Source organism: Pseudomonas sp. C1C7, from assembly GCF_013359595.1.
In the GTDB taxonomy this organism is placed as follows: domain Bacteria; phylum Pseudomonadota; class Gammaproteobacteria; order Pseudomonadales; family Pseudomonadaceae; genus Aquipseudomonas.
In genome coordinates this window covers 38,823-60,131 of the sequence record NZ_JABFMP010000030.1, presented here as the reverse complement: position 1 = coordinate 60,131, position 21,309 = coordinate 38,823, and the positions used below count along the sequence as shown (strand labels likewise).

20 protein-coding genes and 2 pseudogenes are annotated in these 21,309 nt (G+C 61.2%); 14 read left to right on the top strand and 8 right to left on the bottom strand.

All coding sequences use genetic code 11. From position 1 onward, the window contains the following. Window positions 1-109: 109 nt before the first annotated feature. The 5 genes from HNO86_RS22335 to HNO86_RS22315 all read left to right on the top strand — a co-directional run bounded on the left by HNO86_RS22335 (window position 110) and on the right by HNO86_RS22315 (window position 5,387). Window positions 110-2,062 carry a DUF1302 domain-containing protein gene (locus HNO86_RS22335; protein WP_175379097.1) on the top strand — a complete coding sequence of 651 codons (1,953 nt, stop codon included), beginning with the start codon at window positions 110-112 and terminating at the stop codon, window positions 2,060-2,062. A 17-nt stretch (window positions 2,063-2,079) separates the two neighbouring features. Then, window positions 2,080-3,447 (top strand): DUF1329 domain-containing protein, encoded by a 1,368-nt coding sequence (locus tag HNO86_RS22330; RefSeq protein WP_175379096.1) that lies wholly within the window; start codon window positions 2,080-2,082, stop codon window positions 3,445-3,447. A gap of 146 nt (window positions 3,448-3,593) precedes the next feature. Continuing rightward, window positions 3,594-3,998 carry a hypothetical protein gene (locus HNO86_RS22325; protein ID WP_175379095.1) on the top strand — a complete coding sequence of 135 codons (405 nt, stop codon included), beginning with the start codon at window positions 3,594-3,596 and terminating at the stop codon, window positions 3,996-3,998. A 129-nt stretch (window positions 3,999-4,127) separates the two neighbouring features. Further along, window positions 4,128-4,928 (top strand): alpha/beta fold hydrolase, encoded by an 801-nt coding sequence (locus HNO86_RS22320; protein WP_175379094.1) that lies wholly within the window; start codon window positions 4,128-4,130, stop codon window positions 4,926-4,928. A 72-nt stretch (window positions 4,929-5,000) separates the two neighbouring features. Continuing rightward, window positions 5,001-5,387 carry a VOC family protein gene (locus HNO86_RS22315; RefSeq protein WP_175379093.1) on the top strand — a complete coding sequence of 129 codons (387 nt, stop codon included), beginning with the start codon at window positions 5,001-5,003 and terminating at the stop codon, window positions 5,385-5,387. A 123-nt stretch (window positions 5,388-5,510) separates the two neighbouring features. Here HNO86_RS22315 and HNO86_RS22310 read toward each other — a convergent pair whose 3' ends face one another. Next, on the bottom strand, window positions 5,511-5,858 hold the full coding sequence (locus HNO86_RS22310; protein ID WP_175379092.1) for a VOC family protein: 348 nt from the start codon (window positions 5,856-5,858) through the stop codon (window positions 5,511-5,513). A gap of 752 nt (window positions 5,859-6,610) precedes the next feature. Further along, window positions 6,611-8,251, bottom strand: a complete 1,641-nt coding sequence (gene mqo / locus HNO86_RS22305) for a malate dehydrogenase (quinone) (RefSeq protein ID WP_175379091.1) — start codon at window positions 8,249-8,251, stop codon at window positions 6,611-6,613. 398 nt (window positions 8,252-8,649) lie between these two features. Here mqo and ilvD point away from each other — a divergent pair, with 398 nt between their 5' ends. Beyond that, window positions 8,650-10,332: a dihydroxy-acid dehydratase gene (gene ilvD, locus HNO86_RS22300; protein WP_175379090.1), complete on the top strand. Its 1,683-nt coding sequence runs from the start codon at window positions 8,650-8,652 to the stop codon at window positions 10,330-10,332. A gap of 517 nt (window positions 10,333-10,849) precedes the next feature. Here ilvD and HNO86_RS30655 read toward each other — a convergent pair. Beyond that, window positions 10,850-11,446: pseudogene (locus HNO86_RS30655) on the bottom strand (methyl-accepting chemotaxis protein); the annotation flags it as partial. Window positions 11,447-11,707: 261 nt separating this feature from the next. After that, a pseudogene (locus HNO86_RS30650) lies at window positions 11,708-12,403 on the bottom strand (HAMP domain-containing protein); the annotation flags it as partial. Window positions 12,404-12,680: 277 nt separating this feature from the next. On the opposite strand from HNO86_RS30650, the gene HNO86_RS22290 reads away from it, so the two are divergent. Then, window positions 12,681-13,112: a nuclear transport factor 2 family protein gene (locus tag HNO86_RS22290; RefSeq protein ID WP_175379088.1), complete on the top strand. Its 432-nt coding sequence runs from the start codon at window positions 12,681-12,683 to the stop codon at window positions 13,110-13,112. Window positions 13,113-13,424: 312 nt separating this feature from the next. Here the strand turns inward: HNO86_RS22290 and nirD are convergent, their stop codons facing one another. The 3 genes from nirD to HNO86_RS22275 form a co-directional block, all read right to left on the bottom strand. After that, window positions 13,425-13,802, bottom strand: a complete 378-nt coding sequence (nirD, locus tag HNO86_RS22285) for a nitrite reductase small subunit NirD (protein WP_175379087.1) — start codon at window positions 13,800-13,802, stop codon at window positions 13,425-13,427. Beyond that, window positions 13,802-16,360, bottom strand: a complete 2,559-nt coding sequence (nirB, locus tag HNO86_RS22280; protein ID WP_175379086.1) for a nitrite reductase large subunit NirB — start codon at window positions 16,358-16,360, stop codon at window positions 13,802-13,804. Before nirB ends, nirD begins: the two co-directional genes overlap by 1 nt. Before the next feature lie 438 nt (window positions 16,361-16,798). Further along, a complete protein-coding gene (locus HNO86_RS22275) occupies window positions 16,799-16,999 on the bottom strand; it encodes a YbdD/YjiX family protein (protein WP_175379085.1) in 201 nt (66 codons plus the stop codon). A gap of 242 nt (window positions 17,000-17,241) precedes the next feature. Here HNO86_RS22275 and HNO86_RS22270 point away from each other — a divergent pair, with 242 nt between their 5' ends. Genes HNO86_RS22270 through msrA form a run of 3 tightly spaced genes read left to right on the top strand, consistent with a single transcriptional unit; the run spans window position 17,242 to window position 18,908 of the window. Continuing rightward, window positions 17,242-17,847: an SCO family protein gene (locus HNO86_RS22270; RefSeq protein ID WP_175379084.1), complete on the top strand. Its 606-nt coding sequence runs from the start codon at window positions 17,242-17,244 to the stop codon at window positions 17,845-17,847. Continuing rightward, window positions 17,847-18,350 carry a copper chaperone PCu(A)C gene (locus tag HNO86_RS22265; RefSeq protein ID WP_175379083.1) on the top strand — a complete coding sequence of 168 codons (504 nt, stop codon included), beginning with the start codon at window positions 17,847-17,849 and terminating at the stop codon, window positions 18,348-18,350. Before HNO86_RS22270 ends, HNO86_RS22265 begins: the two co-directional genes overlap by 1 nt. Window positions 18,351-18,401: 51 nt before the next feature. Continuing rightward, entirely contained in the window at window positions 18,402-18,908 is a 507-nt protein-coding gene (gene msrA / locus HNO86_RS22260; protein WP_175379082.1) for a peptide-methionine (S)-S-oxide reductase MsrA, read from the top strand. 145 nt (window positions 18,909-19,053) lie between these two features. Here msrA and HNO86_RS22255 read toward each other — a convergent pair whose 3' ends face one another. After that, window positions 19,054-19,464 (bottom strand): DUF1801 domain-containing protein, encoded by a 411-nt coding sequence (locus HNO86_RS22255; protein ID WP_175379124.1) that lies wholly within the window; start codon window positions 19,462-19,464, stop codon window positions 19,054-19,056. Window positions 19,465-19,686: 222 nt separating this feature from the next. On the opposite strand from HNO86_RS22255, the gene HNO86_RS22250 reads away from it, so the two are divergent. The 4 genes from HNO86_RS22250 (at window position 19,687) to HNO86_RS22240 (ending at window position 21,260) form a co-directional block, all read left to right on the top strand. Continuing rightward, complete coding sequence (locus HNO86_RS22250) at window positions 19,687-20,265, top strand: hypothetical protein (protein WP_175379081.1); 579 nt, start codon at window positions 19,687-19,689, stop codon at window positions 20,263-20,265. A 109-nt stretch (window positions 20,266-20,374) separates the two neighbouring features. Next, entirely contained in the window at window positions 20,375-20,521 is a 147-nt protein-coding gene (locus tag HNO86_RS22245) for a DUF2238 domain-containing protein (RefSeq protein ID WP_175379123.1), read from the top strand. Window positions 20,522-20,577: 56 nt separating this feature from the next. Then, the gene (locus HNO86_RS30325; RefSeq protein WP_256672717.1) at window positions 20,578-20,712 is read left to right on the top strand and encodes a hypothetical protein; all 135 of its coding nucleotides are present in this window, start codon (window positions 20,578-20,580) and stop codon (window positions 20,710-20,712) included. A gap of 248 nt (window positions 20,713-20,960) precedes the next feature. Continuing rightward, window positions 20,961-21,260 (top strand): hypothetical protein, encoded by a 300-nt coding sequence (locus tag HNO86_RS22240; protein WP_175379080.1) that lies wholly within the window; start codon window positions 20,961-20,963, stop codon window positions 21,258-21,260. The last annotated feature ends 49 nt before the right edge of the window (window positions 21,261-21,309 follow it).

Genomic DNA, 21,309 nt, shown 5'->3' with positions numbered 1-21,309 from the left:
GTCTGGCGGCGTGAGAGCGACACGCCATTCCGCCACCGTATTTCGGGTGCCACGACGGCACCCCGCTAATGACACAAACAATAATAATCAGTCGTTGGAGCAGTTTCAGATGCCAGCCAAATCCCGCAAGCGCTGCGTGCAGGCCGGGTCCGCCCTTGCCTGTGTTGTACCCCTGTTGTTCAACGGTCAGTCCAATGCTGCCGAATTCAGTTTCCTCGACAACCAGATCACCGGTTCCCTGGACACCACGGTGTCCTACGGCGCGCTGTGGCGTGTGCAAGGTCAGGACAAGACCAACAATGACGTCAACTCGAACGACGGCAACCGCAACTTCGGTACCGGCCTTGCCTCCGAGGTGTACAAGATCACCTCTGACCTGGGCGCGGCCTACGAGAACTACGGCCTGTTCGTGCGCGGTTCGGCGTTCTACGACACGCAGATCATGGACAAGCGCAACGATTACTACGCGCACAACCAGCCGCCGCAACCGAGCCAATCCTTCCCGCAGGACAATCACTTCACCAGCCAGACCCGGGACATCGCCGGCAGCCGCCTGGACATCCTCGACGCCTATGTCTATGGCAACTGGGACATCGCCGAGCACCCGGTGACCGGTCGCCTGGGACGCCAGGTGTTCAACTGGGGCGAAGGCCTGTTCTATCGGGGCGGAGTGAACACCACCAACCCGGTGGACTCCTCCAAGTTCCGACTACCCGGCGCCGAGGTCAAGGAAGTGCTGATACCGGTGGAAGCCGTCAGCTTCAACATCGGCCTGACCGACAACCTGTCGATGGACACGTTCTACCAGTGGAACTGGAAGGAAACCCGACTCGATCCGGTGGGCACCTTCTTCTCCGAGACCGACCTGTTCGCCGATGGCGGCAACACCGGGTACACCCGGGTCAATGCGTTCTCCAATCCGCAATTCCAGCGCCTGTATCCGCAGTTGGCCGCCAGCCATTTCGCCGGCCTTCAGGGCACCCAGTACCTGGATTCCAACGGTTACTTCAAGGTTTCCCAGATCGGCCCGGACATCAACGCGAAAAATGATGGCCAGTTCGGCGCGGCGTTCCATTACATCGCCGAACAACTCAATTCCACCGAGTTCGGCTTCTACTTCGTCAACTACCACTCCAAGGATCCGGTCATCTACGCCGATCTGAACCCGGCCTATGCCGGCGTCAACATGAATCAGATGGCGGGCCTGGGCGGTTTCTCTTCCTACAACAACCTGATCAACGCGGCCGCCACCGGCAACGCCGCCGCGATTCAAACGCTGGGACTGGTCAACGGCATGGCCGCGGTGGACCTGGCGAACCAGACCACCGCCAAGCGCGAGTACGTCGAAAACATCCGCATGTACGGCCTGAGCTTCAACACCACCCTGGGTGACGCCTCGCTGTTCGGCGAGATCGCCTATCGCCCCAACCTGCCGATCGGCATCGCCACCACCAACGACCTGCTGGGGGACATGCTGGCCCAGGCCGGGCAGCTGGTGAATGGTCGCGCGGTCAACGTCGGCGGGCAGATGGTCTCGCTCGGCGGGCAGATTCACGACTACGAACGCGTCGAGGCCTACAACAGCTCGCTGGGCAGCCTCTACAACTTCGGTCCGGCACTGTCATTCGACTCGCTGATGGGGGTGATCGAGGTCGCCGCCGAGCAGATCCGCGGCAGCAGCTTGAAGTACACCGCCTACGACGGCTCGACCCGCTACTACTCCGGTCGCTCCAACGGTGCCTATGTCTCGGGCTTCGACCGCAGCGACCAGGTCAACCGCAACGCCTACGGCGCCACGGTCATGGTGACCGGCACCTGGAACGACGTCTTCGCCGGGGTGAACCTCTCGCCCTACGCCGTCTACAAGGACGACTTCAGCGGCAACTCCTACCAGGCCGGCAACTTCATTGCCGGGCGCAAGGCTTACAGCCTGGGCCTGAAGGCCAGCTACATGAACAGCCTGGAGGCAGAACTGCAGTACACCTCGTTCTACGGCGCCGGCCAGGAAAACGCCGCGCGCGACCGCGACAACGTCGGTTTCAACGTCAAGTATTCCTTCTGATTTCACGGAGAAACACCATGGGTAATATGCGAATTCTGGTCAGCACCGCACTGGCGCTGGCCCTTTCCAGCGCCAGTGCGCTGGCAGCGGTTTCTCCTGAAGTGGCGGCCGGACTGCAATCGAGCCTGACCCCGTTGGGCGCGGAAAAAGCGGGTAATGCGGCGGGCACCATTCCGGCCTGGACCGGTGGCATCACCCAAGCGCCGGCCGGCTACAAACCGGGGCAACATCACATCGATCCGTTCCCCACCGACAAGCCATTGTTCACCATCACCAAGGCCAATCTGGAGCAGTACAAAAACAACCTGACACCCGGCCAGATCGCCCTGTTCAACACCTATCCGGACACCTATCAGATCCCCGTCTACACCAGTCGACGCAGTGGTTCGGCGCCGCAGTCGGTGTACGACAACACCTTCAAGAACGCGACCACGGCAAAACTGGTGGCGGACGGCAACGGTTTCGTCGATGCCTTCGGTGGCATCCCCTTCCCCATTCCGCAAAATGGCGTGGAAGCGGTGTGGAACCACATCGCCCGTTACCGCGGCGTTCATGCCGTGCGCCGCTCCGCCGAAGCCGCCGTTCAGCGCAACGGCGACTACACGCCGGTGGTGAGCGAACAGGAAGCCTTCTTCAAGTACTACCAACCCGGCGGCAACTTCGCAGGGCTCGACAACATCCTGTTCTATTACCTGGCCTTCAACAAAAGCCCGGCACGCCTGGCCGGAAGCGGTTCGCTGATTCATGAAACCCTCGATCAGGTCAAGGAACCCCGTCAGGCCTGGGCCTACAGCGCCGGTCAGCGTCGGGTTAGACGCGCGCCGACCCTGGCCTACGACACGCCCATCGCCTCCTCCGATGGCCTGCGCACCGCCGACGATACCGACATGTACAACGGCGCCCCTGATCGCTTCGACTGGAAGCTGGTGGGCAAGAAGGAAATCTACATTCCCTACAACAACTATCGCTTGTCCGCCGCCGACGTGAAGTACAAGGACCTGCTGACGCCCAATCACCTGAACCCGAAATACACCCGCTATGAACTGCACCGCGTGTGGGTGGTCGAGGGCACGCTCAAACCGGGCGCGCGACACATCTATTCCAAGCGCGTGATGTATCTGGATGAGGACAGCTGGGGCGCGGCCGAGGTCGATCAATACGACGGTCGTGGCGAGATGTGGCGGGTGTCGGTGGCCTATCTGAAAAACCACTACGAACTGCCGACCACCTGGACCTCGATCGATGCCTTCCATGACCTGCAGGCCAGGCGTTATGTGGCGTTGAACCTGGACAACGAAGAAGCCAACAGCATCGATTTCAGCCAGCCGGTACCGGATGGCGAGTACTTCAGCCCGGCGGAGTTGCGGCGTCGCGGGACCCGTTGATCTATTTGCCCCTGTAGGAGCGAGCTTGCTCGCGATGGTCGCCAACGATGACGCGGGGTGCCTGATACCCCTCGGCGATCTTGGGTGCATCGCGAGCAAGCTCGCTCCTACAGGGGGTATGTGTTTCTCATTGAAGGATGCCTCTCATGTCCCGCGCCGCCCGGTCGCTCAAGTATTTTGCGATTTACCTCATGCTGCTGGGACTCGCCCTGGTGCTGGTCCCCAATCTGATCCTGACGCTGTTCAAGATGACGCCCACACCTGAGGTGTGGATCCGCGTGGTCGGCGTGCTGGCCTTCAACATCGGCGTTTATTACTGGTACGCCGCGCGCAGCGAGTGCCGCCCGCTGTTCTGGGCCTCCGTTTATACCCGCGCCGTGGTACTGGCCAGCTTCGCTGTTTTCGCAGCACTTGAAATGAGCGAGCCGGTGCTGGTGCTGTTTGGTGCGGTAGATTTTTGCGGTGGGCTTTGGACGTTGTGGGCGTTGCGGAGCGAAGGCACCTTGTGGCGGACATCCGTCGCCAGCAGCAACGTGCCGCCAAAGCTGTAATACACTGCGACTGATCGAACTGCGGACAGCGCGGAATGCATTCCATGCGAAGCACGAGCGCATGCAAATACACAATTCGTGATCTTCTGCGCTCTGCCCTCAACGTCAACAATCGAGCGAGATTCGCCCATGCCTCACACGCCCTGCGGACAGCTGCACTGGACCGAAGCCACTTGCGATACCGCCACGCAAACCGTTGTTTTGCTGCATGGCCTGGGCGGTGACGCCGGGTTCTGGGCCAATGAGCAGCAGGCGTTGGCCCGGCATTTCCGGGTACTGGCCCTGGACATGCGAGGGTCGGGACGCAGTGCTGCCTGTAGCGGTCCGCTGTCGATAGAGGATCTGGCCGCGGATGTGGTCACCGTGCTGGATGCGGCGGGTGTTGAGTCTGCCCACGTGGTCGGCTTTTCCATGGGCGGTCTGGTTGCCCAGGCGCTTGCCGTGACTTTTCCCCAGCGAGTAAGCCGCCTTGTGCTGGCGGCCACCTTCGCCACCACCAATGTGCAGGCCAGGCATTTCCTGAAGGCTGTCGCTTCGGTCTACCGAAACGACGCCAGTGCCAGGCTGATGTACGACCTGATCGTGCCCTGGCTGTTTTCCCTGCCTTTCCTCAGCGACGAACGCGCAGCGCCCTTCCTCAGCTACCCGGAAGACGGCGCCGACGATCAGTCGCGGGAAGACTGGCTGTGCTTGCTGGACGCGGACCTGGCGTTCGACGGTCGTGACCGACTCGCCTCGATCAGGACGCCAACGCTGGTACTGGCCGGCGCCGATGACGCGCTCGCGCCGCCATCGGACGCCGAACAACTCGCCCGGGGTATCGAAGGCGCCGTGTTGCGCGTTATCCCGGGCGGGCATCTGTTCAACATCGAATCGGCCGATGCTTTTGAACGGGAACTGCTGGGGTTCTTTCAAGCTCACACGGATTGATCGTCATGATTGCCGATGTCGTCCTGTGGTTAAGGGAACGACGGTTCACGGATTACCCACGAGGAAAGAGGGATGAAAATCGTAGTCACGAGTGTGATGGTCGATGACCAGGCCAAGGCGCTGGCCTTCTATCGGGATGTGCTGGGTTTCGAGCTCAAGCATGACATTCCGATGGGGCAGTTCCGCTGGCTGACGCTCACGTCTCCCGGCGATCCCCATGGTGTGGAATTGTTGCTCGAGCCCGACGCACATCCGGCGGCGAAGCCATTCAAGGCGGCGGTGAAACAGGATGGCATCCCCTTCACGTCCTTCGGAGTCGAGGACGTGCACGCCGAGTATGCGCGGCTCTGCGCAGCGGGTGTGCGCTTCACCCAGCCGCCGACGGCCATGGGGCCGGTGACTACGGCGGTGTTTGATGATACTTGCGGCAATCTGATTCAGATCATGCAGAAGCATTGAATCGGGCGCTTTCGCGGGCAAGCCTTAATACCAGTCAGTTAAGAGATTCAACTGGCGATGAGCACATTGTGGCGAGGCTTAACTGACTGGCATAAGGGCGAGCCCGACACCACAAAACCCGGATCAGCCAACCGCCGAAAGCTGCGCAAACGCCAGGTAATACCCATTGCAATCGCGCACGCCGAACTCCCGTGATCCGTACGGCATGTCCTGCAACGGCCAAGCAATCTCGACCTTGTCCTTGACCGAATCGTAGTACCGATCCACTTCGGAAATCGCGCAGTAGATCGTGCCGGAACACGCCATCGCAGTGCCCCACAGGTCCTGCTGGGTGAAGGTGATCCGACAATCCTCCAGCACCACGGTAAGGGTCGACTGCGCGGAGTCGAACACGGTGAAGCCCAGTGTGTCGCGGTAGTACCGGCGCGTGCCGTCCAGATCGCTGCAGCGCAGCAAAAGCGTCAAAGCCATGTTGACCTCAAGGAATGAATCAATCCCGGTCAATCATAGCCAGCTTCCCTCACACTGGCGAAATCGTCGCCAGCAGGCCAATCAGAATGGTCACCACCAGAAAGCCACCCAGAAAAATCGCCATCTTGCCCATAAGACCCCCTGCACATTGAGTTTTGCGGTGCACCGCGAGTGTGACTGCGGAACGTGCCGCTATTGTGCGGGGTGAACTGAGTGCATTACAGAGGCAGAAAGCGATGAAAAATACGGATCAGATGAGATTCGGGGTGCTCACTTCCCGTAGGAGCTGTCGAGTGCAACAAAGCTGCGGTTTTTCAAAAGCAGTCGCAGCCTTCGGCAGCGCCTACCCAGACAGTGTTAACCCAGGATTTATCGCGAGCAGGCTCGCTCCCACAGTGGTTTTGGTTGGTCGCAAAATTTGCGTGAGTCTACAAAACCTGTAGGAGCGAGGCTTGCCCGCGAAGAGGCCGGCAGATCCAACATTTTCATTGCCTGAAACACCGCCATCGCGGGCAAGCCCGCTCCCACAACGGCTTGGGTTGGCCGCAGGTTTTGCGTACACCCACTGAACCTGTGGGAGCGGGCTTGCCCGCGAAGAGGCCGGCAGATTCAACATCTTCATTGCCTGACACACCGCTTTCGCGAGCAAGCTTCGCTCCTACAGAGGCGGGCCAGATTCCGAGCAATAAAAAGCCCGCTGACCGTCACCGATTCAGCGGGCTTTCCTTTCAGCAGTTCAGCGTAAAGGCGAATTACAGCGCCATGTCGTTCGCTGCACTCTCTTTCACAGGCTTGGCCTGTTCGGCTTCAACAGCCGGCGCTGGCTGGCCGATGACCGGTGGGGTTGGCAGTTCCAGCACCTTGGCGGTGTAGGCCCACTCCTCGGCCACTTTGGCCGGGTCGCTGTTCAGCTGGGTGCCGTAGCTCGGGACGATCTTGTGCAGTTTTTCCTGCCACTCAGGGGTCGCGACCTTGTCCTTGAACACCTTCTGGATCACCGACAGCATGATCGGCGCAGCGGTCGAGGCACCTGGGGAGGCGCCCAGCAGGCCGGCGATGGAGCCGTCGCCGGCAGCGACGATTTCGGTGCCCAGCTTCAGCACGCCACCGGCGGCTTCGTCACGCTTGATGATCTGCACGCGCTGGCCCGCTTGCCACAGACGCCAGTCTTCAGCCTTGGCGTTCGGGAAGTACTCCTTCAGGGCGTTGAGGCGGTCTTCGTCAGACAGCATCAGTTGGCCGGCCAGGTACTCCACCAGCGGGTATTCCTTGATGCCCACGCGGGTCATCGGCCACACGTTGTGGGTCGTGGTGGTGGTCAGCAGGTCCAGGTACGAACCTTCCTTGAGGAACTTGGTGCTGAAGGTCGCGAATGGGCCAAACAGGATCACGCGCTTGCCGTCGAGCACGCGGGTGTCCAGGTGTGGAACCGACATCGGCGGCGCGCCGACGGAGGCTTTGCCGTAGGCCTTGGCCAGGTGCTGCTCGGCGATGGCCGGGTTATCGGTCACCAGGAACGAGCCACCCACCGGGAAGCCGGCGTATTCACGGGCTTCAGGGATGCCCGACTTCTGCAGCAGGTGCAGGGCACCGCCGCCGGCGCCGATGAAGACGAACTTGGCGTCGGTTTCGGACTTGCTGCCGTCTTTCAGGTTTTTGTAGCTGACGCGCCAGGTGCCGTCTTCGTTGCGGGTGATGTCCTGCACTTCGCTGGACAGCTTCAGGTCGAATTTCGGCGTGGTCTGCAGGTGCGCAACGAACTGGCGAGTGATTTCGCCGAAGTTCATGTCGGTACCCAGCGGGCTCCAGGTGGCCGCGACTTTCTGGTTCGGGTCACGCCCTTCCATCATCAGCGGGACCCACTTCTTGATCACAGCCGGATCTTCGGAGTACTGCATGCCGGCGAACAGCGGGCTGGCCTGCAGGGCCTCATAGCGCTTTTTCAGGAACTTGATGTTGTCATCGCCCCACACGAAGCTCATGTGCGGCGTGGTGTTGATGAACGAGCGCGGGTTCTTCAGCACGCCCTGCTGGACCTGCCAGGCCCAGAACTGACGGGAAACCTGGAACGCTTCGTTGATTTCGACGGCCTTGGGAATCGACACGTTGCCCTTGTCGTCTTCCGGGGTGTAGTTCAGTTCGGCCAGGGCGGAGTGACCGGTACCGGCGTTGTTCCAGCCGTTGGAGCTTTCCAGGGCGACGCCGTCCAGACGCTCGATCATTTCCATCGAGGTGCCGGGCTCCAGCTCGTTGAGCCACACACCCAGGGTTGCGCTCATGATGCCGCCGCCAACCAGCAACACATCGACTTTCTTGGCTTCCGCGGCCTGGGTTGTCGTCATCCCCAACGACAAAGCCAGACCCAGCAGGGCCGTATTCACTTTCTTAAACATCTGTAACACCTTTGATAAAACGTCATCCGCCCTTTTGATCCTTAGCTCGCGAGCCCCTTGTTTCACGGCATTCAGGCAAATGTCGTGGGCGCTCGGTCACAAGTTTCGCAGGGTGGGCACACAAGGCCGACGAACTGCATCGACCCCCGTTATAGGTCCCTACTGAACTGACTTTTTATCTTTTTTGGCTTCAGCTACTTGAGCGACAGTGATTCCGTTCGCCCGCCTCGGAGGCAGGAAAACTGAATAGGTCAAACCAAGTTGGCGCGAAGAATATCACGACACGGCAAACCCGCGCGTCTGTTGATGACCGGATAGTCCGGGGAGCCGCCCCTGGCGCTCTATACTTGTTCAGACTTTTACATCGAATCGGCTCGACGAACGTTTGAGGTGAAGTCATGAGCGACAAAGACGATTTGCGCAAATATTCCTCCGAAGTCATCGACGGCGTCGAAGCCGCCCCGGCCCGGGCCATGCTGCGGGCCGTGGGCTTTACCGATGAAGACTTCACCAAGCCGCAGATCGGCATCGCCTCCACCTGGGCCATGGTCACGCCGTGCAACATGCACATCGACAAGCTGGCCCTGGAAGCGGAAAAAGGCGCGAATGCCGCCGGCGCCAAAGGGGTCGTGTTCAACACCATCACCATCTCCGACGGCATCGCCAACGGCACCGAAGGCATGAAGTATTCGCTGGTATCGCGCGAGGTGATCGCCGATTCCATCGAAACGGTGGTCGGTTGCGAAGGGTTCGACGGCCTGGTGACCGTGGGCGGTTGCGACAAGAACATGCCCGGCTGCCTGATCGGCATGGCGCGGCTCAATCGGCCGTCGATCTTCGTCTACGGCGGCACCATCCGCCCGGGTGCCGGCCACACCGACATCATTTCCGTGTTCGAAGCCGTGGGCCAGCATGCCCGGGGTGACATCAACGCGATCCAGGTCAAGCAGATCGAGGAAGTGGCCATTCCCGGCCCCGGCTCGTGCGGCGGCATGTACACCGCCAACACCATGGCATCGGCCATCGAAGCGCTGGGCATGAGCCTGCCCGGTTCCAGCTCCCAGGACGCCATCGGCAGCGACAAGGCCTCGGACAGCTTCCGCGCCGGGCAGCAGGTGATGGAACTGCTCAAGCTCGACCTCAAACCCCGGGACATCATGACCCGAAAGGCTTTCGAAAACGCCATTCGCGTGGTGATCGCCCTCGCCGGCTCCACCAATGCCGTGCTGCACCTGCTGGCCATGGCCCACGCGGTGGACGTCGAACTGAGCCTGGATGACTTCGTCGAACTGGGCAAAATCTCCCCGGTGGTCGCCGACCTGCGCCCCAGCGGCAAGTACATGATGAGCGAGCTGGTGGCCATCGGCGGTATCCAGCCGCTGATGAAACGCATGCTCGCCGCCGGCATGCTCCACGGCGACGTGATGACCGTGACCGGCAAGACCCTCGCCGAAAACCTCGCCGATGTCGCCGACTACCCCGACGGCCAGGACGTGATCCTGCCCTTCGACCAGCCGATCAAAAAGGACTCTCACCTGGTGGTGCTGCGCGGCAACCTCTCGCCCACCGGCGCGGTGGCCAAGATCACCGGCAAGGAGGGCCTGCGCTTCGAAGGCAAGGCGCGGGTGTATCACGGCGAGGAAGGCGCGCTGGCCGGCATTCTCAACGGCGAAGTGCAGCCTGGCGAGGTGATCGTGATCCGCTACGAAGGCCCCAAGGGCGGACCGGGCATGCGCGAAATGCTTTCACCGACGTCGGCGGTGATGGGCAAAGGGTTGGGCAAGGATGTGGCGTTGATAACCGACGGGCGTTTTTCCGGTGGTTCCCATGGTTTCGTGGTGGGGCATATCACCCCGGAAGCCTTTGAGGGCGGGCCGATTGCCCTGGTCGAGGATGGCGACAGGATCACCATCGATGCCGAGACGCGGGAAATTACCGTGGATGTGTCGGACGCGGTGTTGGCCGAACGCAAGGCCCGCTGGGTGCGGCCCCAGTCGAAGTATCGGCGCGGGGTGCTGGCCAAGTATGCGAAGACGGTGTGCAGTGCTTCGGAGGGGGCGGTGACGGATAAGTATCTTTGACCCTGAGTTATGGATTGGCCTTTCGGGCCTCATCGCGAGCAGGCTCGCTCCCACAGATTCGTTCGTGAGCAAAAAATGTGTGGTCAACACCGAACCACTGCAGGAGCTGCCGAGTGCAACGAGGCTGCGATCTTTTGATCTTCAAGATCAAGATCAAAAGATCGCAGCCTTCGGCAGCTCCTACACGGGACCGCGATCAGGCCGGCCGGTAGACCGCCTCGCTTTTGATTTTGATGCGCCCCGTCGGAAGGCCGAGCCTAGGCGAGGCACCGGACGTCAGGGGATAAAAGCGCTTGGTTACTTGGCGCTCTTCCAAGTGACCCGCCGTAAGGTCGGAACCAATAGCGGCCGTTACCGCAGAAATGGATATGTACCCAATAAGAAAGCCTTCGCGGGCAAGCCTCGCTCCTACAGAAAACCGGGTACATCCTGGCAATCGGGTCGCCCGCCTTCGCGGGCAAGCCCGCTCCCACATTTGATCGAGTTCCTGCAGGAGAACGCGGTGGGCGCGCGAACTTTAGAGCCTGAACCGATCCACCGATTGCGACAACCTCCCCGCCAGACTCGACAACTCATCGGTAGTCGAAGCCGTCTCCCCGATCACCTTGCTGTTGCCCTCCGACATCCCGGCGATCATCTCCACCTGATGGGCAATCTCGTTGCTGGCCAGGCTCTGTTCGCCGATGGTGCGGCTGATGTCGTTGACCAGTTGCGTGGTGTTGAGGGTGGCGTCGAGGATTTCGCGGATGGCGCGTTCGACTTCGGCGGTGACGGCCATGCCTTTGTCGACCTGGGCCACGCCCGCCTCCATGCTGGTCACCGCTTCGCGAGTGTTTTGCTGGATGCGCGAGACCATGGCGGCGATTTCCTGGGTGGAGGCGCTGGTGCGGCCGGCCAGGCTGCGCACTTCGTCGGCCACCACGGCGAAACCGCGGCCCTGCTCACCGGCGCGGGCCGCTTCGATGGCGGCGTTCAGTGCCAGCAGGTTGGTTTGGTCGGCAATGCCCTTGATCACCTGGATAATGCTGAAAATCCCCTCGGATTCCTTGTCCAGCGTGCGGATCACCTGGGCCGACTGCTGCGCGGAGCGGGCGATACCGTCCATGTCGTTGACCACCTGGTGGATCACCCGCCCGCCATCCTTGGCCAGGGTCTCGGCCTGATTGGCCATGTCCAGGGCGCGCTCGGCGTGACGGGTGATTTCTTCGATGCTCGCGGTCATTTCGCTGGCGGCCGCGGCCATGGTGCTGGCGGCGGCGCTCTGTTGCTGGCTGCTGCCGGCGACTTCGTGGCAGCCGTTGCTCAGCCGTTCGCTCATGCCACTGACGCCATGGGCGTTGCTGCGCACCACCTCGATCATGCCGCGCAGATCCCGCTGCATGGTGGCCAGGCTTCGGATCAGCTGGCCGGCTTCGTCGTTGCGTCGAGTCTCGGTGATCGGCTCGCTGAGGTTGCCGTGTGCGATGCTGTCGGCGATGCGGCTGGCGGTCTGCAACGGCCCCATGATGCTGACGATGGCCGAGCGACCCAGCAACAGCAGCAACAACAGGCTGGCGATGAGCACCGCGCCGACGGTGAGGTTGGCATTGCTGATGGCCTGCGCCGTGCCCTGGCTGGTGTGCTGCGTGTTGGTTTCAATCAGCTCGCTGAGCGCCGCCATCTGGTCTTCCAGTTGGCTGAACGTGGCGTTGAAGGCGCTCAATTCCTTTTGCGCGGCGTCGGGATTTTCCAACGCCAGGCCGACAATGCGCTCGGCAGCCCCGATGTAGGTGTCCAGGCTGGGTTTGATCTGGTTCAGCGCGGTCTTGAGGGTGTCGTTGACCGGCAGCTTCAGGTTGTCCCCAAGCATCTGCCGGAAATGCGCGGCGTGCTCCTCCAGGGAACCGCGCACATCGGCCTTGCTGCTGGTGCTTTTGTCCAATCCCACCAGCATCGCCGAGAGCACGTCGGCGCGCAGGGCGTCGTGCATCATGTCGGCTTCCAGATGATTGCGCAGTGCGGACATGCTGACGTCATTGTCCTGCACCGCCTGGGCCATCTGGCCATTCCCAAGGTAACTCACCAGCCCCATGATCAACGCGGTGAGCACGCCTGTCCCGATCAGCAACAGTAAACGCAGTTTTATGGACACTCTGTGGTTCCTCTTTTCGCACGCTTTCGAATGATGCAAGCCCATTGCTGAAAAGGTTATCGGCGCGCATCTGCGGTTGTTGAAAGCCTGCATCCGGTTATAGCGGGTTTTACGACGTGCGGTAGTCGTGGTTTCGGACCGATCCCCTTTGCCCCGTCTTCCATTTCAGAGAAAACCTGATAGGTTGTACGACGACCTACAACAACAAGGAAATACCATGAAAAGAGTCAAAGTGCTGGTTGGTTTTCTCTGCCTGTTCAGCGGCTACGTCGCCGCCGCCCCTTCCACCAGTGACAAGGACGTTGCCCAGGCTGTCGATCATCTGACCGACGCGATGCTGCACAAGAACATCGCGCAACTACAGGCCCTGACCGCCGACAACCTGACCTACGGGCATTCCAGCGGCAAGATCCAGGACAAAAAGGCGTTCATCGACGATATCGAAACGGGGAAAAGCGCGTTCAAGACCCTGGAAATGCAGAACCAGACCATCACCGTTTCCGGGGATGTCGCACTGGTCCGCCACCACTTCTCGGCGCAGGCGATCAAGGGCAATGATGTGGTGCCGACCGAGATCGAGAACTTCCAGATCTGGCAGAAACAGGGTGGAAAATGGCTACTTGTAGGACGACAGGCCTATAAATTCTGATCCATCGGTTTCGGTGCTCAACCGCCGGATTTGTGAACGACACAACCCCTGTAGGAGCAAGGCTTGCCTGCGAAGGCGTCTGGTCAGACAGCATTGATGTTGGATGTGCCGGCCTCTTCGCGGGCAAGCCTCGCTCCTACAGGTTTGGTGTACAACCGCCGGAAATTGTGAACGGCACAAAACCCTGCGGGAGCGGGCTTGCTCGCGATGGGTTTCAGGACAACGCGAGCATTCAGGCAGTGCGCGTTATCGTTGACCTTCATCGCGAGCAGGCTCCCACACAGTGGGTCTGGTTTGTGCCAAGGTAAGTAATCAGGCCACACCCACTTCCACCCTGCCCTCATTCAACCGCGCCGGCCACACCCGCAGGCGCTGTTCCGGGTATTCCAGGCAGCTGCCGTCTTCCAGACGGAAATGCTGTTTGTAGATCGGCGAAGCCACCACCAGATCGCCCTTGATACTGCCGACCAGGCCGCGACCAATTACATTCGCCCCGGATTGCGGATCGTGGTTGTCGATCGCATAGAGGGTCTTGCCCTCCGCCCCCGGCAGGTAGAACAGCGCCACCTGCGCGCCGTCCAGCCACACCACCACGCCGGAGTCATTCACCAGATCCTGCTGGCTGCACACCGACTCCCAGACATTGACATTTTCTGCACGGGCAACGCGTTGGGTATTGGACTGATTCATCAGACACGCTCCTTGACGGGGATGAGGTTGAGTTCGGCGGCCATGATCGGGCGCCGCTGGCCGCGTTCCTGGACAAAGTGGATGTCCGGGTCCGGGCGTTTGTCGTTGACGAAGGTGCGGAAGCGCTTGAGTTTTTCCGGGTCTTTGAGGGCATTGGCCCACTCGCATTCATAGCGATTGACCACCAGTTGCATCTGCGACTCCAGTTCTTCGCCCAGGCCCAGGCTGTCGTGGATGATCACGTCCTTGAGGTAGTCCAGGCCGCCTTCCAGGCTTTCGCGCCATACCGAAGTGCGCTGCAGTTTGTCGGCGGTGCGGATGTAGAACATCAGGAAGCGGTCGATGTAGCGGATCAGCGTCGCATCATCCAGGTCGGTGGCGAACAGCTCGGCGTGGCGCGGGCGCATGCCGCCGTTGCCGGCGATGTACAGATTCCAGCCCTTCTCGGTGGCGATTACCCCCACGTCCTTGCTCTGCGCCTCGGCGCATTCACGGGTGCAGCCGGACACCGCGAACTTGAGCTTGTGCGGCGAACGTAGGCCCTTGTAGCGGTCTTCCAGGGTCAAGGCCATCTGCACGCTGTCCTGCACGCCGTAGCGGCACCAGGTGCTGCCGACGCAGGATTTCACCGTGCGGGTCGACTTGCCGTAGGCGTGGCCGGTCTCGAAGCCGGCCTCGATCAACTCGCCCCAGATGTCCGGCAACTGATGCAACTGCGCGCCGAACAGGTCGATGCGCTGGCCGCCGGTGATCTTGGTGTAGAGGTCGTATTTTTTCGCCACGACGCCGATGGCAATCAGCTTGTCCGCAGTGATCTCGCCGCCGGGAATGCGCGGCACCACCGAGTACGTGCCGTTCTTCTGCATGTTGGCCATGAAGGTGTCGTTGGTGTCCTGCAACGGCACCAGCGACGGGTCCATGATCGGCTGGTTCCAGCACGACGCGAGGATCGAGCCCACGGCGGGTTTGCAGATGTCGCAACCGGTGTGGCCGCGACCGTGCTTGGCCAGCAGTTCTTCGAAGGAGATCACCCCTTCCACCCGCACCAGCGCATACAGCTCCTGACGGGTGTAGGCGAAGTGCTCGCACAGGCTCTTGTCGACGCTGACACCACGGGCAATCAATTCGTGCTCGAAGACTTGCTTGAGCAGCCCGGCGCAACCGCCGCAACCGGTGCAGGCCTTGGTCTGCGACTTGAGTTCGCCCAGGTCGCTGCATCCACCGTCGATGGCCGAGCAGATCGCGCCCTTGGTCACGTTGTGGCACGAGCAGACGGTAGCCGATTCCGGCAAGGCGCCTGGGCCGAGGGTTGGCGCCCCTTCGGACGACGGCAGGATCAGGCCCGCCGGTTCCGCCGGCAAGGCAATCGCGTTCTGCATGTATTGCAGCAGCGTGTCGTAGTAGCTGTTGTCGCCGATCAGCACCGCACCGAGCACGTGCTTGCCGCTGGCGTCCACCACCAGGCGGCGATAGCTGGCCGAGGTTTCATCGATGAACTGATAGCTGCGCGCACCCGGGGTGTTGGCGTGGGCGTCGCCGATCGAACCGACGTCGACACCGAGCAGCTTGAGCTTGGTCGACATGTCGGCGCCACGGAATGGTTCGGCGGCGTCATCGCACAGGCGCGCGGCAACACTGCGCGCCATCTGGTAGCCAGGGGCGACCAGGCCGAACACGCTGCCGTTCCACGATGCGCACTCGCCGATGGCGTAGATGTTGGGGTCGCAGGTCACGCAGGTGTCGTCGATCACCACCCCGCCGCGCGGACCGATCTCCAGCGCGCATTGGCGGGCCAATGCATCCTGGGCGCGGATACCGGCGGAGAACACCACCAGGTCGGTTTCGAGGAATTCGTCGTTGGCGAAATTCATCCGGTAGCGATACTGCTCCCCCGCGCTGATCGATTGCGTGGCGCGGGACAGGTGCACACCGACGCCGAGCCGTTCGATCTGCGCCTTGAGCGCCAGGCCACCGAGGTCATCCAGTTGCACCGGCATCAGGCGCGGGGCGAACTCCACCACATGGGCTTCCAGGCCAAGACTCTTCAGGGCGTTGGCCGCTTCCAGACCAAGCAGACCACCGCCCACCACCACACCGCGCCGGGCGTTGGCCGCCGCGGCACGGATGGCGTCGAGATCTTCCAGGGTGCGATAGACCAGACGCGACTCGCCTTCGGCGCCTTCGATCGGCGGAACGAACGGATAGGAACCGGTGGCCAGCACCAGCTTGTCGTAAGCCAGGCGACCTTGGGCGGTCACCACCTGACGCTGTTCGCGATCGATTTCCAGCACCGGCACACCCAGATGCAGGGTGACGCCCGGCGTCTCGTACAAGGACGCCTCGCTCAATGCCAGCGACTCGGCATCGCGACCGGTGAAGTATTCGGACAGGTGCACACGGTCGTAGGCACGCATCGGCTCTTCGCTGAAAACATGCAGGCTATAGCGGTCAAGGGCACCGCGCTCGATCAGTTGCTCGACACAATGATGTCCGACCATGCCGTTGCCGATCACGACCAGCGTTTGCAGCTTGTTCAACGTGGCTACATTGGAATTCATAAACGACCCTGCCAATCACGGTTCAAAAAGCAAAAAAAAAACGCCTGAAACCTTACGGTTCCAGGCGTCTTTGCCTGTTCTTTTGCGGTGTCGAAACCAGACGGCCATGCCTGATCCACCGATATTGCCCACGACCTGTGCGGTTGATCGATCGTCGTTGACCGAGAGGGCTTGAGGGGGTTAATGCAGGGGTTGTGCCAGTTGGCTTATTGGCGTTGGAGAGATCGGCTGGAGGGTGCGGTTTATATGGGTTTCGAGGCGATGATGCGGATGGGCGATGGCGGGGTTTGAGCGAATTCTGGTGCGGGGAGCAGCCTGGAAATCGCTACGCGCTGGTGCACGCTGGCGAACCTGGCGCTTTATAAAAGTGCAAATACTCTTTGGTCGAACCAAGAACCTCTGGCGAGCGGACCCCATCACCTGCCCGCTCCGCCGTTTTCAGCAACACCGCGTATTGCACTTCCCCCGCCCGAACCGGGCTTCCTGGCGCTCGCGGAAGAAGTCCTCATAACTCATCACCGGCTCGCCTGGCGACTTGAGGGCCATTTGCGCGACGTAGTTGTCGTAATCGGGGACGCCCACCATCAGCCGTGCGCTCTCGCGGAAAAACCGGGTGGCCTTTTGCAGTTTGCCGAACATGACAATGAACTCCGTGGGGATTGGACGCCCCCATGAAAGCGCAGGAATGTATCTGCAATGTGTCCGCGCGACGGGCTTTTGTATGCCTGTGTAGCGCGTGCCCGCGACCATTTGGCGCAGTACCGGCGGGCGATCGATTAGGCGCAATCGGACAACAGTTTGTTAACATCCCTGCGCTTTTTTCCGCCTGGTCTGTCAGGCACTGTGTTTATTTCTGTCGCTACACAGGAAGCTTTATTTCCATGAGTACGTTGTATTCCCGCCGTTCGGTCCTGCAGGGCATGAGCCTGCTGAGCCTCGGCCTGCTTGCCGGCTGCGATGACAGCAGCAAGCTGTCGTTCAAGTACGGCAAGGATCTGAGCGACAAGATCATGGGCCGTTCCTTCAAACTCACGGACTCCCAGGGCGAAACCCGGATGCTCGGCAGCTACCGGGGCCTGATGCCGATGATCTTCTTCGGTTTCACCCAATGCCCGGCGGTCTGCCCGACCACGCTGGCCCGCGCGGCCCAGGCGAAGAAACTGATGGGCCGCGATGGCGAGCGCCTGCAGGTGGTCTTCATCACCCTGGACCCGGAGCGCGATACCCCCGAGTTGCTCGACAAGTACGTCAAGGCCTTCGACCCGAGTTTCGAGGCGCTGTACGGCACGCTGGAAGAAACCGCCGCCGTTGCCAAAGAGTTCGGCGTATTCTTCGAGAAGGTCCCGAGCGGCGACACCTACACCCTGTCCCACACCGCCACCAGTTTCGTGTTCGACTCCCGGGGCAATCTGCGCCTGGGCCTGTCCGCGTCCCTTACCGCTCAAGAGTGCGCAGAAGACCTGCTCACCGTCATGGAGGTCTGCTGATGACTTCGCTTTGCGCAGCACGTATCAAACAGCTTGTGCTGGGAATGTCCCTGATTGGCCTGGCGTGGCAGGCATCCGCGCAAACCCGGGTGAATGACGCCTGGGTCCGCGCCACCGTGACCGGCCAGCACTCGACCGGCGCGTTCATGACCCTGCAGGCCGACAGCGACAGCAAGTTGGTGAGCGTCGAGTCGCCGGTGGCCAAGCTGGTGCAGATTCACCAGTCGACCATGAAGGACGACGTGATGAGCATGCGTCAGGTCGAGTCCGTCGCCCTGCCGGCCGGCAAGCCGGTAAGCTTCGATCCGAATGGTTATCACATCATGCTGATGGACCTGACCGCCCAGGTGGCCGATGGCAGCAAGGTGCCGCTGACCCTGACCGTGGAAAACGCCAAGGGCGAGAAGGAAACGATCAAGGTCGAGGCGGACGCCCGTGCGCTCAACACCATGGATCACAGCAAGATGGACCACAGCATGATGGATCACGGCAAGATGCAATGATGGTCTGACGGCCCCGATCACCGGGGTCGCTCACTGACGGGAGATGCGTACATGACGACGAACACCGAAACCGCCATCCTGGCCGGCGGCTGCTTCTGGGGCATGCAGGATCTGTTGCGGCGCTACCCCGGCGTGCTGGCCACGCGGGTGGGCTACTCCGGCGGCGATGTAGCCAATGCGACCTACCGCAACCATGGCACCCACGCCGAAGCGATCGAAATCATCTTCGATCCGGCGCGGATCAGTTATCGCAAGATCCTCGAGTTTTTCTTCCAGATCCACGATCCGAGTACGAAAAACCGCCAGGGCAATGACCTGGGGACCAGCTATCGCTCGGCGATCTATTACCTGAGCGAAGAGCAGAAGCACGTCGCGCAGGACACGGTGGCAGACGTCGACGCCTCCGGCCTCTGGCCCGGCAAGGTGGTCACCGAGATCGAACCGGCCGGCCCGTTCTGGGAAGCGGAACCGGAGCACCAGGATTACCTGGAGCACTATCCGAACGGCTACACCTGCCATTTCATTCGGCCGAATTGGACGTTGCCCAAGCGGGGTTGATTCAGCACCTGTGGGGCGCTGGACCTGTGGGAGCGAGGCTTGCCCGCGAATGGTCGTTAACGATAACGCTGGCAGCCTGATGCCCCGCGGTGCCTGGGATTGCATCGCGAGCATGCTCGCGCCTACAGGGGACAGGTGTAGCGGGCTATTTGTGTTTGGCGATGTTGAGTTGTATGGCCGCGCGGATCAGGGCCTCGAGCGCGGCTCCGTCGATGCTGTCGCCTTCATGCAGATCGATCGCCCGCCGGGTATTGCCTTCAAGGCTGGCATTGAACAACCCCGACGGATCCTCCAGCGCCGCGCCCTTGGCAAAGGTCAATTTCACCGCCTGCTTGTAGGTTTCACCGGTGCAGATGATCCCGTCGTGTGACCAGACCGGCACGCCCCGCCACTTCACTTCCTCCACCACATCGGGGTCGGCCTGCTTGATGAGCGCCCTCACCCGGGCCAGTGTCTGACCGCGCCAGTCGTTGAGTTCGCGGATTTTCCCGTCGATAAAATCAGAGGCAGAGTCCGTGCCCTGCGCGGGTGTCGAACCCGTGATGTCCTTGTGCATGATGCTTTTCGTCTTCTTCGGCAGGCGGCTCAATCCCCGAGTAAGGCACAGCCCGGCGAAGTCCGCCATGTCGTCTGTCGCCCCACCCCGCGCCAGTAAAATACGTGATTGGCTTCACACAATTTGAACATCAAGCCGCCATTTGCAAACTAGACTTACTCAAGGGACGAAGCGCAGCACTCACCAGCAAAGTAAAAAACCAATAAAAACAAGGATATAACCTTGAACATCTCGACGCTTTGTCTCTTGGGAAGCCTGGTGGTGTCCGCCGGCGCGCTCGCCAATGGCAGCATTCCCGTCCTGGAGCTGGACTTCACAAGGTCGGCCACCGAGACCTTGAAGAAACACGGAATCAACGACGCCTGCATCATCGTCGCCTCCAATCCGAGCGGTTTCACCTATTGCCGGGAAGGCTCGGCCACGCTCTGGAAGTATCAGGCGCGGGACCTCAACCTGCCCGGTGGCCAGGGCCCGTTGCTGGCCTCGCTGGATGACGGGCGCATCAGCATCGCCGAAGACTTCAGCACCGCCTGCGAAGAAGAATTGCCCAAACCCACGGTCGATCCGACGATTATCCAGGCGATCGTCATCAGCCTGATCGTGCTGTTTCTGATCATCGGCCTGCGCTTCACCTACAAGGCCACCATGGACGGCTACTTCAGCCGCCCGGTGTATTCCGGCACACATCTGCCGCGATCGACCGGTTCTTCCCGAGCGCATCGTTTCGCCTCCAAAGCCCTGGGCGCGTTCGCCATTGCCGCAGCCGTGACCTTCATCTATTTCGGCTCCGGCGCGTTTTGAGTCTCGCGCCTCGTAACGAACCTGCCACGCTGGAGTCGGCCACCCCTGTCCAGGCAGCGATCCTGCTGGCGACAGCGGTGGCCATCGTCCTGGCTGCCCCTGTTAGTACCTGGGCGACGATCAGGCCGAAGCCTTCGTCGCTACCCAGAAGGACATCTGGGATTCGCAGAAGGACATGGCGTTGGCGTTTCTCGGGGCGATGATTTGCCTTGGGTTGCGGGCGGTCTTCCAGCGTCGAACAACCGGCCGGCGATAAACTCGAACTCGCCCCGTGGTGCTTCATCCAATGTGAACACACTGGAGGAAGCCCTCATGAACGACCATGATCCTGCTGACATCCCGGATGAACCCCTGCCTGCCACTCCGTCTTCCGACGACGAACCCGAGGCTGATGAAGTCCAGCGCAAGGTTGACGAAATCGAGCGCAAGGTGGCCGACGGCAACTGACATTCCGCGCCCCGCCCCCTGTAGGAGCGAGGCTTGCCCGCGAAGAGGCCGGCACATCCAACATCGATGTCGACTGTGCTGACGCCTTCGCGGGCAAGCCTCGCCCCTACAGGTATTGTGTTGTCCCACAAATATCGCGCCAACCTCAGGCTCGGTGGCATGACCGCACTGCCGCTCGTCCGCTGCGCTGCACTTTCACTCCGGGCGATTCTTCCAATGGATACATCCACTCAGCAAGGAAGACTCAAATGATCAACAGCAAATTAATCGCCCTGGCACTCGCCGGCCTGTTGTCCGCCAGTTCCCTGAGCGCCCTGGCCGCCGAGAAGACCACCGAGGGCTCTGCCCTTCCACCCGGCACCGCACAGCCGCAAGGCGATGAATCGAACAGTGTCGGCACCGGCACAGATGGCGGCAGCATGACCAAAGGCATCGATGGCAAGACCGGCTCGGCAACCAACGGCGCCGATGCAGGCACCACCGACAACGGACCGGCTCCGGCAGGCGGCTCCAAAGGCGGTGGTGATGGCAAGGGCACCGGGAGCTGATCGGTGAAAGGCCCCACTTGGCAAAAACCGCAAAGCCCGCGCTATTGAT